General features: G+C 71.1%; 11 protein-coding genes and 1 pseudogene. 3 read left to right on the top strand and 9 right to left on the bottom strand.

All coding sequences use genetic code 11. The features are described from left to right. Positions 1 to 214: 214 nt before the first annotated feature. The 3 genes and pseudogenes from G3I19_RS03675 to G3I19_RS03665 form a co-directional block, all read right to left on the bottom strand. Complete coding sequence (locus tag G3I19_RS03675) at positions 215 to 586, bottom strand: antibiotic biosynthesis monooxygenase family protein (RefSeq protein WP_164259410.1); 372 nt, start codon at positions 584 to 586, stop codon at positions 215 to 217. Positions 587 to 630: 44 nt separating this feature from the next. Then, positions 631 to 813: a hypothetical protein gene (locus G3I19_RS03670; protein ID WP_164259409.1), complete on the bottom strand. Its 183-nt coding sequence runs from the start codon at positions 811 to 813 to the stop codon at positions 631 to 633. Between the two features lie 83 nt (positions 814 to 896). Further along, positions 897 to 1,274, bottom strand: a pseudogene (locus G3I19_RS03665) (VOC family protein); the annotation flags it as partial. A 100-nt stretch (positions 1,275 to 1,374) separates the two neighbouring features. On the opposite strand from G3I19_RS03665, the gene G3I19_RS03660 reads away from it, so the two are divergent. Further along, a complete protein-coding gene (locus G3I19_RS03660) occupies positions 1,375 to 2,352 on the top strand; it encodes an Lrp/AsnC family transcriptional regulator (protein WP_164259406.1) in 978 nt (325 codons plus the stop codon). Between the two features lie 253 nt (positions 2,353 to 2,605). Here the strand turns inward: G3I19_RS03660 and G3I19_RS03655 are convergent, their stop codons facing one another. From G3I19_RS03655 to G3I19_RS03635, 5 genes are all read right to left on the bottom strand, one after another. After that, positions 2,606 to 4,738 carry a 3-hydroxyacyl-CoA dehydrogenase NAD-binding domain-containing protein gene (locus tag G3I19_RS03655; RefSeq protein ID WP_164259403.1) on the bottom strand — a complete coding sequence of 711 codons (2,133 nt, stop codon included), beginning with the start codon at positions 4,736 to 4,738 and terminating at the stop codon, positions 2,606 to 2,608. Beyond that, positions 4,735 to 5,964 (bottom strand): acetyl-CoA C-acyltransferase, encoded by a 1,230-nt coding sequence (locus tag G3I19_RS03650; RefSeq protein ID WP_164259401.1) that lies wholly within the window; start codon positions 5,962 to 5,964, stop codon positions 4,735 to 4,737. The genes G3I19_RS03655 and G3I19_RS03650 overlap by 4 nt, the downstream gene beginning before the upstream one ends. Positions 5,965 to 6,383: 419 nt before the next feature. Beyond that, the gene (locus tag G3I19_RS03645; protein WP_164259400.1) at positions 6,384 to 7,667 is read right to left on the bottom strand and encodes a ribonuclease D; all 1,284 of its coding nucleotides are present in this window, start codon (positions 7,665 to 7,667) and stop codon (positions 6,384 to 6,386) included. Positions 7,668 to 7,785: 118 nt separating this feature from the next. Beyond that, positions 7,786 to 8,442: a response regulator transcription factor gene (locus tag G3I19_RS03640; protein ID WP_164259399.1), complete on the bottom strand. Its 657-nt coding sequence runs from the start codon at positions 8,440 to 8,442 to the stop codon at positions 7,786 to 7,788. Between the two features lie 427 nt (positions 8,443 to 8,869). Then, complete coding sequence (locus G3I19_RS03635; protein ID WP_164259398.1) at positions 8,870 to 9,520, bottom strand: DUF3000 domain-containing protein; 651 nt, start codon at positions 9,518 to 9,520, stop codon at positions 8,870 to 8,872. 92 nt (positions 9,521 to 9,612) lie between these two features. Here G3I19_RS03635 and hemE point away from each other — a divergent pair, with 92 nt between their 5' ends. Further along, on the top strand, positions 9,613 to 10,677 hold the full coding sequence (gene hemE / locus G3I19_RS03630) for a uroporphyrinogen decarboxylase (protein WP_164259397.1): 1,065 nt from the start codon (positions 9,613 to 9,615) through the stop codon (positions 10,675 to 10,677). A 102-nt stretch (positions 10,678 to 10,779) separates the two neighbouring features. Here hemE and G3I19_RS03625 read toward each other — a convergent pair whose 3' ends face one another. After that, positions 10,780 to 12,159, bottom strand: coding sequence for an FAD-dependent oxidoreductase (locus G3I19_RS03625; protein ID WP_164259396.1), 1,380 nt, complete (start codon positions 12,157 to 12,159; stop codon positions 10,780 to 10,782). Between the two features lie 156 nt (positions 12,160 to 12,315). On the opposite strand from G3I19_RS03625, the gene hemG reads away from it, so the two are divergent. Next, positions 12,316 to 13,054 (top strand): protoporphyrinogen oxidase (hemG, locus tag G3I19_RS03620; RefSeq protein ID WP_164259395.1); only part of this gene is annotated, 739 nt, incomplete at its 3' end.

Here is a 13,054-nt window from a genome sequence, read left to right as displayed (position 1 = left end):
TGCTCGCGGGTGGGCCGTTCCACGGCCCGGTCGGAGATCAGTCCGCTGATCGCTCGCCGGTCCGGGCGAAGGCGTCGCGGCGTCCGGTGCACCGGCGCATCGGGGCCCACTGCCGTGGGCCGGCGTTGGCGTGCCCGACGCAGACGCGGGCTGAGGACTGCAGGGGCTGTTGTGCGGCGTTTACTGCCCTTGCCGTGCGGTGCGCGCCAATGCGTCAGGCGACGCAAATCCCCGGCACGGCCTGCGCTCGGAACAGGTGCGGGGTGGCGACGAGGCTGGCCGGGTAGAGCTCGCGAGCGGCCGCGCGCACGCTGTCGTCGAGCCGGGCCGCACGGTAGTGGTCCGTCGACTCCCAGACGGCGTGATTGAGGAACGTGCTGCTGCCTGCGATACCGCGGTACAACTGGGTGAAGATGAAGCCCGGTTGGTTCTTCAGAGCGGCCGCGTCGGTGGACCAGGCCAGCAGCAGCTGGTCGACATCTTCGGGGGCGACGGACAGGACGTTGACGAGGATGACCGGTCCGCCCTCCTCGTTGAGCTGGTCAGCGAGGGCAACGCGGGCGTCCAACTCGTGGAATTTCGGCATGATGGCTCTCTTTCGGAGACTGGCGGGGTGATCCGGCGCTCGGTTCAGGCCGCGATGCAGGCTGCCGCGCGGTCTGTGACCCAGGTCGGTCTCGGCAGGCCGACGGCCTCGATGCCGAGGACGCCGCTCCCGGCGGCCTGTTCGACGACCCACCGAGCCGTGGGCCTGCCCGCACGGTTCGGCCGGGTGCCGGCGATCGGGACCTGGACGAGGGGAGGGTCGGTCAACGGCTCGGTGCTGACAGATCCGGCAACTTCCCGTTCACCGTGATCTCCTCGACCAACAGCGGGTTGACGTGCTCGGCATCGAGCCCGCCACTGCCGTAGGGGCGTGTGACGATCTCCAGCTCATGACCGCTGGGGTCGTTGAAGTAGACGCCGCGGCCGTCGTCGAGGCGGTTGATGTGCCCCGCGTCCTGATGCCGGGGGTCAGCCCAGTACTCCAGGCCCCGCTCCTGAACCCGGGCGAAGATCACATCGAACTCCGCCTCGCTGACCAGGAAGGCGTAGTGCTGCGCCGTGATGTCGCGGTCGGTGCTCATGAAATCGAAGGTGACGTCAGGGCTCACGCGCACCATCACGAAGTGGCCCAGCTGCACCGGAAGCCCGAAGCCCATCATGTCGGCCAGAAAACGGGCGGAGGCCCCTGCGTCGCGGGACCGGACGATCTGGTGGTTCAAAACGCTCATGCACCGAGTGTTCGCCACGCAACGGAGAAAGCTCCAGGAAGGCGACTGGAACTTGCCAATAACTCCCATGTGATCCGCCCAGATGAACGAAACTTCTGTGATGGATGTTGTAGATCAGCAGATCCTCCAATGCCTCATGCTCGACGGGCGAGCCCCGATGAGACGAATCGCCGAGGTGGTGGGGGTATCGGAGCAGACCGTGACCCGCCGCTACCGCACCATGCGCGAGGCAGGTGTGCTCCGCGTCCTGGTCAGCGAGGCGGCCGCCTCCGCCAGACATCCGCTCTGGCTGCTGCGGTTGCAGTGCCGCCCCGCTGCCGCCGCACGCCTCGGCAATGCGCTGGCCGCACGCAACGATGTCTTTTGGGTCGCTCTGCACTCCGGCGGCGCGGAGCTGATGTGCACCACGAGCCTGCCCGCCGATACTGCGGGAGGCACGGGAGTGCTGCCCCGGATCTCGCATACATCAGAAGTGCTCTCGTTCACCACCCACCTGGTGCTGCACTCGTACTCCGGCGGCCCTGCCGAATGGTCGGGCTTCGAGGAACCGCTGGGGGAGGACGCGAAACGAGATCTTCTTCAGGGCTGCGATCCACGCCGACGGAAGGCGACGTACAGTCCGGTCCTCCCCGGAGACCGCCCGCTGTTGGAGGAACTGAGCAAGGACGGCAGAGCCACCGCGTCAGCACTGGCCCGCACCCTCGACTGGCCGCTCTCGCGCGTCAGAGGCCGTCTCCAGGCGCTACTGGACAGTGGCGCGGTCACAGTGGACGTGGACGTGATGCTGGAAGCGTTCGGCTACCACACCTCGGCCACGCTGCTCCTCCATGTCTCACCGGACCGGATCGTCGCGGTCTGCGAAACGCTCTCCGCTGATCGACAGACCAGTTGGGTCGCCGCGGTCACGGGCGCCGCGAACATCGTGGCCGCGGTGACCTGCCGCGACAGCACCGAACTCTTCAGCTATGTCACTGAGCAGTTGGGCAGCCTCCCCGGAGTGGCCCATGTCGAGATCGTCCCGTTGCTCAGCAGGCTCAAGCAGGCCGCCACCCGAGTGACGGGCGGCCGCCTGGTGTGAGCACGTCGGACCTCACTGGTCGGGAGCGAACTCTGACCGACCGACCACCATGCCGTGCTACGGGCCGCCCCGCGGCGAGATACCCACCGGCCTGGCCGCCCTCCGGCAGGCCGTCGGCTCCCCACTCCCACGAACCCGGGGAAAGACCATCGTGTCCCACCACCATTCCCCCTCCTCAACGGCGAGTGCCCGCCCCGGGATCACCGGGACGGGCACACGCGCGAGGGGCTCCGGTGGTCCGGAGCGGCCCGGGTCAGGCAGGGATGCTCGCGACACCGCGGGCGAGGAACGGCTTGCCGTTCACCCGCGTCGACACGCCCTCACGGTCCAGGTACGGCGTGATGCCGCCCAGGTGGAAGGGCCAGCCGGCGCCGGTGATCAGGCAGAGGTCGATGTCCTGGGCCTCGGCCACGACACCCTCCTCCAGCATCAGACCGATCTCCTGCGCCACCGCGTCCAGGACACGGTCGCGGGTCTGCTCCTCGGAGAGCACCGACGTGCCCTGCTTGAGGAGTGCGGCGACCTCCGGGTCCAGCTCGGGCTTGCCCGACTCGTAGACGTAGAAGCCGCGCTTGCCCGCCTTGACGACGGCGGCCAGGTTCTCCGAGACGGTGAAGCGCTCGGGGAAGGCGCGGTGCAGGGTCTCCGAGACGTGCAGACCGATGGCGGGGCCGACCAGTTCGAGCAGCACCAGCGGCGACATCGGAAGGCCGAGCGGCTCGACGGCCCTCTCGGCGACCTCGACCGGGGTGCCCTCGTCGATGACGTTCTGGATCTCGCCCATGAAGCGGGTGAGGATGCGGTTGACGACGAACGCCGGGGCGTCCTTCACCAGGACCGCGGTCTTCTTCAGCTTCCGCGCCACACCGAACGCGGTGGCCAGCGAGGCGTCGTCGGTCTGCTCGCCGCGGACGATCTCCAGGAGCGGCAGGATCGCGACCGGGTTGAAGAAGTGGAAGCCGACGACCCGCTCGGGGTGCTTCAGCTTCGACGCCATCTCGGAGACCGAGAGCGAGGAGGTGTTGGTGGCGAGGATCGCGTGCGCCGGGGCGACCGCCTCGACCTCCGCGAACACCTGCTGCTTGACGCCGATCTCCTCGAAGACCGCCTCGATGATGAAGTCGGCGTCCGCGAAGCCCTCGGCCTTGTCGAGCACACCGCTCACCAGGGCCTTGAGGCGGTTGGCCTTGTCCTGGTTGATACGGGACTTCAGCAGCAGCTTGTCGATCTCGGCGTGCACATAGCCCACACCCTTGTCGACACGCTCCTGGTCGATGTCGGTGAGCACCACCGGCACTTCGAGGCGGCGCAGGAAGAGCAGCGCCAGCTGCGAGGCCATCAGGCCGGCGCCGACGACGCCGACCTTGGTGACCGGGCGAGCCAGGTTCTTGTCCGGGGCGCCGGCCGGGCGCTTGGCGCGCTTCTGGACCAGGTTGAACGCGTAGATGCCGCTGCGCAGTTCGCCGCCCATGATCAGGTCGGCGAGGGCCTGGTCCTCCGAGGCGAAGCCCCGGTCCAGGTCGCCGTCCTTGGCGGCGGCGATGATGTCAAGGGCGCGGTAGGCGGCCGGGGCCGCGCCGTGCACCTTGGAGTCGGCGATGGCCCTGCCGCGCTCGACGGCCTGGTCCCAGGCGTCGCCGCGGTCGATCTCCGGGCGTACGACCTCGATCTCGCCGCGCAGGACCGCGGAGGTCCAGATCAGCGACTGCTCCAGGAAGTCGGCGCCCTCGAAGATCGCGTCGGCGATCCCCAGCTCGTGGACCTGCTTGCCCTTCAACTGCCGGTTCTGGTTCAGCGAGTTCTCGATGATGACCGAGACCGCGCGGTCCGCGCCGATCAGATTGGGCAGCAGCGCACAGCCGCCCCAGCCGGGTACCAGACCGAGGAAGACCTCGGGGAGCGAGAAGGCGGGCAGCGACTTGGTCACCGTGCGGTAGGCGCAGTGCAGACCGACCTCGACGCCACCGCCCATCGCCGCGCCGTTGTAGTACGCGAAGGTGGGGACGGCCAGCGTGGACAGCCGCTTGAAGACGTCGTGGCCGCCCTTGCCGATGGCGAGCGCGTCCGAGTGGTTCTTCAGCAGCTCGACACCCTTGAGGTCGGCGCCGACCGCGAAGATGAACGGCTTGCCCGTGATGCCGATACCGACGATCGCACCGTCGGCGGCCTCTTTCTCGACCTGGTCGATGGCGGCGTCGAGGTTCGCCAGCGACTGCGGGCCGAAGGTGGTCGGCTTGGTGTGGTCCAGGCCGTTGTCGAGCGTGATGAGCGCGAACCTGCCCGCGCCGCCCGGCAGTTCGAGGTGGCGTACGTGTGCCTGGGTGACGACCTCGCCGGGGAACAGCTCGGCCGCGCCCTTCAGGAGATCGGAGGTGGTGGTGCTCACTTGGTGCCTCCGGCGGTGGTGTCGAAGTGGGGGTTCTCCCAGATGACCGATGCGCCCATACCGAAGCCGACACACATGGTGGTCAGGCCGTAGCGGACCTCGGGCTGCTCCTCGAACTGCCGCGCCAGCTGCGTCATCAGCCGCACACCGGACGAGGCGAGGGGGTGACCGAAGGCGATGGCGCCGCCGTACTGGTTGACCCGCGCGTCGTCGTCGGCGATGCCGTAGTGCTCCAGGAAGGCGAGCACCTGGACGGCGAACGCCTCATTGATCTCGAAGAGGCCGATGTCGTCGATGGAGAGGCCGGCCTTGGCGAGGGCCTTCTCGGTCGACGGGATCGGGCCGTACCCCATGACCTCGGGCTCGACACCCGCGTACGCGTACGACACCAGACGCATCCTGACCGGCAGCCCGAGCTCGCGCGCGGTCTCCTCGGACGCGAGCAGCGAGGCGGTGGCGCCGTCGTTGAGCCCCGCGGCGTTGCCGGCGGTGACCCGGCCGTGCGCACGGAACGGCGTCTTGAGACCGGCGAGCGACTCCAGGCTGGTGCCCGGACGCATCGGCTCGTCGGCGGTGGCCAGGCCCCAGCCGGTCTCGCCGGCCTCGGGGTTGGTACGGCGCACCGACACGGGCACCAGGTCCTGCTGGATCTTGCCGTTGGCGTACGCCTTGGCGGCCTTCTCCTGCGAGCGCACCGCGTACTCGTCGGTGCGCTGCTTGGTGATGGTCGGGTAGCGGTCGTGCAGGTTCTCCGCGGTCATGCCCATGAAGAGGGCGGACTCGTCGACCAGCTTCTCGGAGACGAACCGCGGGTTCGGGTCGACGCCCTCGCCCATCGGGTGGCGTCCCATGTGCTCGACGCCGCCCGCGAGGACGATGTCGTACGCGCCGAAGGCGATCGATCCTGCGGTCGCGGTCACGGCGGTCATGGCGCCCGCGCACATGCGGTCGACGGAGAAGCCGGGCACGGACTGCGGCAGCCCGGCCAGGATGCCCGCGGTGCGCCCGAGGGTCAGCCCCTGGTCGCCGATCTGCGTGGTGGCCGCGATGGCCACCTCGTCGATCTTCGCGGGGTCGAGATCCGGGTTGCGGCGCAGCAGCTCCCGGATCGCCTTCACGACGAGATCGTCGGCGCGGGTCTCGTGGTAGATGCCCTTCGGGCCCGCTTTGCCGAACGGGGTGCGGACGCCGTCGACGAAGACGACGTCCCGGATGGTACGAGGCACGATGGCTCTCCTCCAGGGTGCGGGATGGCACTGCTGCTGCGGGCACGCCGGGGCGCGCTGCACAAGGCCATGCTACCCACGGGTAACCATGCTGCCCAGTCCTTGGGGCGGGAGCGTCGAAGGTCACACGCCGGACGGAGCAGTGAAGGAGCCCCCGGCGTCGCCGACGGCCAGGTCCAGGACCTGGGTGTTCTGGAATTCGGCCAGAAATAGCGGTTACCCGGTCTTCTCCGAGCCGGAGAGATCGGGCAGTCCGCTCTACTTGTCCGGAGTTGGGCAGTCGAAGCCCCGCGGGCACGGGTCGTGTCCGCCGATGTCCGGCCCTTCGGCGTGCGCGTGGTCCACCGGCTGCCGGACGTACCGGACGCAGGGGGTGGTGATGTCCGGGTCCGCGGCGGCCTCGCCGCAGACCCGGGGCGTCAGCTCTGGGCGGGCGGGTCCTGGACCGCGGCGGTCAGCAGTGGGGCGACCTGCTCGATCTGCCAGTTCCGCGCGCCGAGCCCGGCGAGGACCGCCGAGACCTTCTCCACCGTCCGCTCGCGCGGCGGCTCCCAGCACACCCGGCGCACCGTGTCCGGGGTCATCAGATTCTCCTGCGGCATGTTCAGTTCATCGGCGAGGGCCGACACGGCCGCCCGCGCCGCGGAGAGCCGGGCCGCGGCCGCCGGGTCCTTGTCGGCCCAGGCGCGCGGCGGCGGCGGTCCCGCCACCTGCCGGCCCGGCTGCGGAAGCGCGGCGTCCGGGAGCGCCTTGGCCCGGTCGACGGCGGCCTGCCACTGTTCCAGCTGGCGCTTGCCCATACGGTGGCCGAAACCGGGCAGCGCGGTGAGCTCCTGGAGATTCACCGGGAGGCCGAGGGCCGCCTCGACGATGGCACCGTCGCCGAGGACCTTCCCGGGGGAGACGTCGCGCCGCTGCGCCACCGCGTCCCGGGTGGTCCACAGCTCCCGTACGACCGCCATCTGACGGCGCCTGCGGACCTTGTGCATCCCCGACGTGCGGCGCCAGGGGTCCTTGCGCGGCGGGGCGGGCGGCGCCGACGCGATGGCGTCGAACTCCTCCATCGCCCAGCCCAGCTTCCCCTGCCGGTCCAGCTCCTCCTCCAGGGCGTCCCGGAGGTCCACCAGCAGCTCCACGTCGAGCGCGGCATAGCGCAGCCAGGGCTCGGGCAGCGGCCGGGTCGACCAGTCGACCGCCGAGTGGCCCTTCTCCAGTGTGAAGCCGAGCACGCTCTCGACCATCGCGCCGAGGCCGACCCGCGGGAAGCCCGCCAGGCGCCCGGCCAGCTCGGTGTCGAAGATCCGGCTGGGAATCATGCCTATTTCCCGCAGGCAGGGGAGGTCCTGCGTGGCGGCGTGCAGCACCCACTCGGCGTCGGCGATGGCCGCGCCGAGGGCGGAGAGGTCGGGGCAGCCGACCGGGTCGACGAGCGCGCTGCCCGCGCCCTCGCGGCGCAGCTGCACCAGATAGGCGCGCTGGCCGTACCGGTAGCCGGACGCGCGCTCGGCGTCGACGGCGACAGGCCCGGTCCCCGCGGCGAACGCCGCGACGACATCGGCCAGTGCCTCATCGGTGGCAACCACCGGCGGAATGCCCTCGCGGGGCTCCAGCAAGGGGATCGGCGCCTGTTCGACGTCGGCCGGGGGAGCGCCCCCGGTGGTTCGCAGTGCTGTCTCTGCTGCGGTCTCTTGAGCGTCGGTCACCCGTCAAGGGTATCGGTGAACACACAGCACCCGCCGACGTAACGCTGCGTCGACGGGTGCCGAGGGGGCTGAAACCAGTCAGTGCCGTGTCACGGGCCGCCCTGCCGGGCGGACCGGGTCAGTGGATGATTCCGGTACGGAGTGCCACCGCGACCATCCCGGCCCTGTCGCCCGTGCCGAGCTTGCGCGCGATGCGGGCGAGGTGGCTCTTGACGGTGAGGGCCGAGAGCCCCATGGAGACGCCGATGGCCTTGTTGGACTGGCCTTCGGCGACCAGGCGCAGCACCTCGACCTCACGGCCGGAGAGCTCGCGGTAGCCGCCCGGGTGGCTCGGGGTACCCGGGGGGCGGCGCTGCATCCGGGCGGCGCCGATGGGGGCGGCACCGGGCCGGGTGGGATGGCCGATGTTGTTGCGGGTGCCGGTGACGACATAGCCCTTGACGCCGCCCGCGAGGGCGTTGCGCACGGCGCCGATGTCGTCGGCGGCGGACAGTGCCAGACCGTTGGGCCAGCCTGCGGCCCGGGTCTCGGACAGCAGGGTCAGCCCGGAACCGTCGGGCAGGTGGACGTCGGCCACGCAGATGTCACGTGGTTTGCCGACGCGGGGACGGGCCTCCGCGATGGACGATGCCTCGATGACGTCACGTACTCCAAGGGCCCACAGATGGCGGGTGACGGTGGAGCGGACGCGTGGGTCGGCCACGACGACCATGGCCGTCGGCTTGTTCGGGCGGTAGGCGACCAGGCTTGCGGGCTGCTCAAGGAGAACGGACACCAGGCCTCCTGGGAAGGTGCGGAACGAGTGCCGGCCGGGGGAAGAGCCGGGGGCGAACCGTGCTTGAAGGGTCACAGACTTCTTCGGCAGCAAACCCGCTTGCCTTTAGAGAATGATCACGAATTAGTGAGTAACAATTCGGGCAAATCGGATGCCTGACCGATCATTCGAAAGATGCCCGCGTCCGCGAAGTCGCTGTTCGTGCGGGGGTTGCGTCGATCGGCGCGTCACGCGGCGCGCGGACCGGGGCCTCGGGTAGTGCGCGGGCGTACGCGGGGGAGTGGTTGCCGGAGCGACGGTCCGTGCGCCACCGCGCGACCACCCGTCCGCCTGTGCCCGTGTGTGCCGGTGCATGTATCAGTGCGTGTCAGCGCGTACGCCAGGGTGCGGGCGTGTGTGGGTGGGTGTCAGGACGTGCGGGTGCGGGTCAGTGCGTGCGCGGTCCGCGCCGCTGCGGCAGCGAGACCACTCCGGCGTCCGGGGGCCCGACCGGCGGCAGTCCGGCGATCTGGCACAGCAGATCGCACCAGGCGGCCAGATGCGCCCCGGCGTCCGGCACCCCGCCCAGGCCCTCGCGCGGGGTCCAGGACGCCCGGATCTCGATCTGGGTGGCCGGCTTGCGCTCCGCGAGACCGCCGAAATAGTGCGACCCGGCGCGGGTGACGGTGCCGCTGGCCTCCCCGTACGACAGTCCTCGCCCCTGCAGCGCCCCGGTCAGCCACGACCAGCAGACCTCGGGCAGCAGCGGGTCGGCGGCCATCTCGGGTTCCAGCTCCGCCCGGACGAGGGTCACCAGCCGGAAGGAGCCCTGCCAGGCGTCGTGCCCGGCCGGGTCGTGCAGCAGGACGAGCCTGCCGTCGGCCAGGTCGTTGTCGTTCTCGACGACCGCGGCCTCCAGCGCGTACGCGTACGGCGCGAGCTTGCGCGGCGGCTTGGTCGGGTCGATCTCCATCTCCGGACGCAGGCGCGCCGACTGCAGGGCGTCGACCGCCTGCCTGAAGGCGGGCGGGACGGTGTCCGTCTCCGTGCTGTTCATTTCGTCAGCGCCATCTGAAAATCGTCCTTGAGCCGCAGCCATGCCGGGAAGACTAGGCGGAACGAGGCAGTTGCGGGGGGAAGGACACCCTGCCGGGGGCAACCGCTTCCCCCGCTCATGCGAAACTTCTCGGCGTGAGTGCCAACGACCGCCCCATGGGCGCCCAGAACCCCCCGGCCGACTCGGTCTTCCTCAAGGCGTGCAGGCGTGAGCCGGTGCCCTACACCCCTGTCTGGTTCATGCGGCAGGCCGGGCGCTCACTCCCCGAGTACCTGAAGGTGCGGGAGGGGACGGCCATGCTCGACTCGTGCGCGCGGCCCGACATGGTCACCGAGATCACCCTCCAGCCGGTCCGCCGCCACAAGGTGGACGCCGCGGTCTACTTCAGCGACATCGTCGTACCGCTCAAGGCCATCGGGATCGACCTCGACATCAAGCCCGGGGTGGGCCCGGTGATCGCCCGGCCGGTCCGCACCCGCGCCGACCTCGCGCAGCTGCGCGACCTGGAGCCCGCCGACGTCTGGTACGTCACCGAGGCGATGGGCATGCTCACGGCCGAGCTGGGCGGGACACCGCTCATCGGCTTCGCCGGTGCGCCCTTCACGCTCGCCAGCTACCTCGTGGAGGGCGGCCCGTCCCGCAACCACGAGAACACCAAGGCGATGATGTACGGCGACCCGGAGCTCTGGGCCGACCTGCTCGACCGGCTCGCCGACATCACCTCCGCCTTCCTCCGTATCCAGATCGAGGCGGGCGCGAGCGCCGTCCAGCTCTTCGACTCCTGGGTGGGGGCGCTCGCCCCGGCCGACTACCGGCGCTCGGTGCTGCCCGCTTCGGCGAAGGTCTTCGACGCGGTGGCTCCGTACGGTGTGCCGCGCATCCACTTCGGTGTCGGCACCGGCGAGCTGCTCGGGCTGATGGGCGAGGCCGGCGCGGATGTCGTCGGCGTCGACTGGCGGGTGCCGCTGGACGAGGCCGCCCGCCGGGTCGGCCCCGGCAAGGCGCTCCAGGGCAACCTCGACCCGGCTGTCCTCTTCTCCACCCCGCAGGCCGTCGCGGCCAAGGCGGACGAGGTGCTGGCCGCGGCCGAGGGGCTCGAAGGGCATGTCTTCAACCTCGGTCACGGCGTCCTGCCGACGACCGACCCCGACGCGCTGACCCGGCTGGTGGAGCACGTCCACACCCGTACGGCCCGCTGAAGCTCCGTACGCTCCCGGTGCGGCGGGCGGCACGTACCGTCCACCGCACCGGGAACGTGATCGCCGGGCCAAGGGCCTGCGCCCGAGCGTGACCGCCGGGCCCTACGCGCCCGCCCCGCGCACCTCGGTGACCGCCTTCCGCGCCGCGACCAGCACCGGGTCCCACACCGGTGAGAACGGCGGCGCGTACCCCAGGTCGAGCGCGACCATCTGCTCCACCGTCATCCCCGCGGTCAGCGCGACGGCCGCGATGTCCACCCGCTTCGCCGCGCCCTGCCGCCCCACGATCTGGGTGCCGAGCAGCCGCCCGGTCCGCAGCTCGGCGAGCATCTTCACCGTCATCAGGGCCGCGCCCGGGTAGTAGCCCGCGCTGTTCGTCGACTCGATGGTCGCCGTGACGTACCGCAGCCCGGCCGCGTCCGCGTCCTTCTCGCGCAGCCCGGTCCTGGCGATCTCCAGATCGCACACCTTGCTCACCGCGGTGCCCACGACACCGGGAAAGGTGCCGTAGTCACCGCCCGCGTTGGCGCCGATGATCTGGCCGTGCTTGTTCGCGTGCGTGCCGAGCGCGATGTGCCGGGTGCGGCCGGAGACCAGGTCGAGCACCTCGACGCAGTCGCCGCCCGCCCAGATGTTCTCGTGGCCGCGCACCCGCATCGACGGATCCGTCAGCAGCCCGCCGTACTCGCCCAGCGGCAGCCCGGCGGCGGCCGCCAGGTCGGTCTGCGGCTCCACACCGATCCCCAGGACCACGATGTCCGCCGGGTATTCGGTGTCCCCGGTGGCGACCGCGCGGGCCCGGCCCCGCTCGTCGGTACGGATCGCGGTGACCTCGGCGCCGGTCACCGTGGTGATGCCCATGCCGTCCATCGCGTCGTGGACCAGCCTGCCCATGTCCGGGTCGAGTGTGGACATCGGCTGGGCGGCGCGGGTCAGGACCGTCACCTCGTACCCGCGGTGCAGGAGCGCCTCCGCCATCTCGACGCCGATGTACCCGGCCCCGACGATGACGGCCCGGCTGCCGGACGCCGCGCGCAGCGCGTCGATCAGGGCCTGGCCGTCGCCCAGTGTCTGTACGCCGTGCACGCCCGGCGCTTCGATACCGGGCAGCGGAGGGCGCACCGGGCGCGCCCCCGTCGCGATGACGAGCTTGTCGTACGGGGTCCAGCCGGCCGCGCCCGACTCCAGGTCGCGGGCGTGCACCCGCTGCCCGCCGACGTCGATCTCCGTCACCTCGGTCCGCATCCGCAGATCGATCGAGCGCGCACGGTGGTCCTCGGGGGTGCGTGCCACGAGGTCGTCGCGCTCACCGACCTCGCCGCCCACCCAGTAGGGGATGCCGCACGCGGAGAACGAGGTGAAGCGGCCGCGCTCGAAGGCGGTGATCTCCAGCTCATCCGGGCCCTTGAGCCTGCGGGCCCTGGACGCGGCGGACATGCCCGCCGCGTCCCCGCCGATGACCACCAGTCGCTCCGCTGCCATTGCGCTTCCCTCCGGGACTGTCGCCGCTCCGGGGCGGGACTTCCCGCTCCGGACTCCTCCTGGACGGTACGTGCGCGGGAGGCGGAACACCGCCCCACGCCACTGATTCCGAACCGTCACGTCCGGCCCCCGGAACGGGTTTGAGAGAGTGGGGGCATGAATGCGGACACGCGTGCGGCCCATGTCGTCGTCATCGGAGGCGGGATCTCGGGTCTCGCGGCAGCACACCGGCTGGCCGGCACCGGGGCCCGGGTGACGGTCCTGGAGGGCGCCGGCCGGGTCGGCGGAAAGCTGCACACGGGCGAGATCGAGGGCGTACGGGTCGACCTCGGCGCCGAGTCGATGCTCGCCCGGCGCCCCGAAGCCGTGGCCCTCGCACGCGAGGCCGGTCTGGCGGACGCGCTCCAGCCGCCCGCCACCAGCGGCGCCGCCCTCTGGAACAGGGGCACGCTGACCCCCATGCCCACCGGCCATGTCATGGGCGTACCGGCGGGCCCCGACGGGCTCGGCGGCGTGCTCTCCGACGAGGGGCTGCGCCGGATCGGCCTGGACGCCGAACTGCCGCCCGCCGAGATCGGCGAGGACATCGCACTGGGCGAGTACGTGGCCGGCCGGATGGGCCGCGAGGTCGTCGACCGGCTCGTCGAGCCGCTGCTCGGCGGGGTCTACGCGGGAGACGTCTACCGCACCTCGATGCGCGCCGCGGTCCCCGCCCTCTACGAGGCCGCCCGCAGCAACCCCACGCTCGGTGCCGCCGTGCGCTCGCTCCAGGAGCGTGCCACCCCCGCGTCCGGCCCGGTCTTCATGGGGCTCGACGGCGGCATCGGCAGCCTGCCGCCCGCCGTGGCCGACGCGGTCCGCGCCCGGGGCGGCGAAATCCTGATGCACCGGCCGG

The organism is Streptomyces sp. SID10853 (assembly GCF_010548145.1).
Lineage (GTDB): Bacteria > Actinomycetota > Actinomycetes > Streptomycetales > Streptomycetaceae > Streptomyces.
This window is presented reverse-complemented; position numbering and strand designations above follow the sequence as displayed.

What these genes read in the sequence shown, in the direction of transcription:
- G3I19_RS03675 (WP_164259410.1), bottom strand. Translation starts at nt 586, where the DNA reads ATGCCGAAATTCCACGAGTTGGACGCCCGCGTTGCCCTCGCTGACCAG.
- G3I19_RS03660 (WP_164259406.1), top strand. Translation starts at nt 1,375, where the DNA reads ATGGATGTTGTAGATCAGCAGATCCTCCAATGCCTCATGCTCGACGGG.
- G3I19_RS03635 (WP_164259398.1), bottom strand. Translation starts at nt 9,520, where the DNA reads ATGGCTGCGGCTCAAGGACGATTTTCAGATGGCGCTGACGAAATGAAC.
- G3I19_RS03625 (WP_164259396.1), bottom strand. Translation starts at nt 12,159, where the DNA reads ATGGCAGCGGAGCGACTGGTGGTCATCGGCGGGGACGCGGCGGGCATG.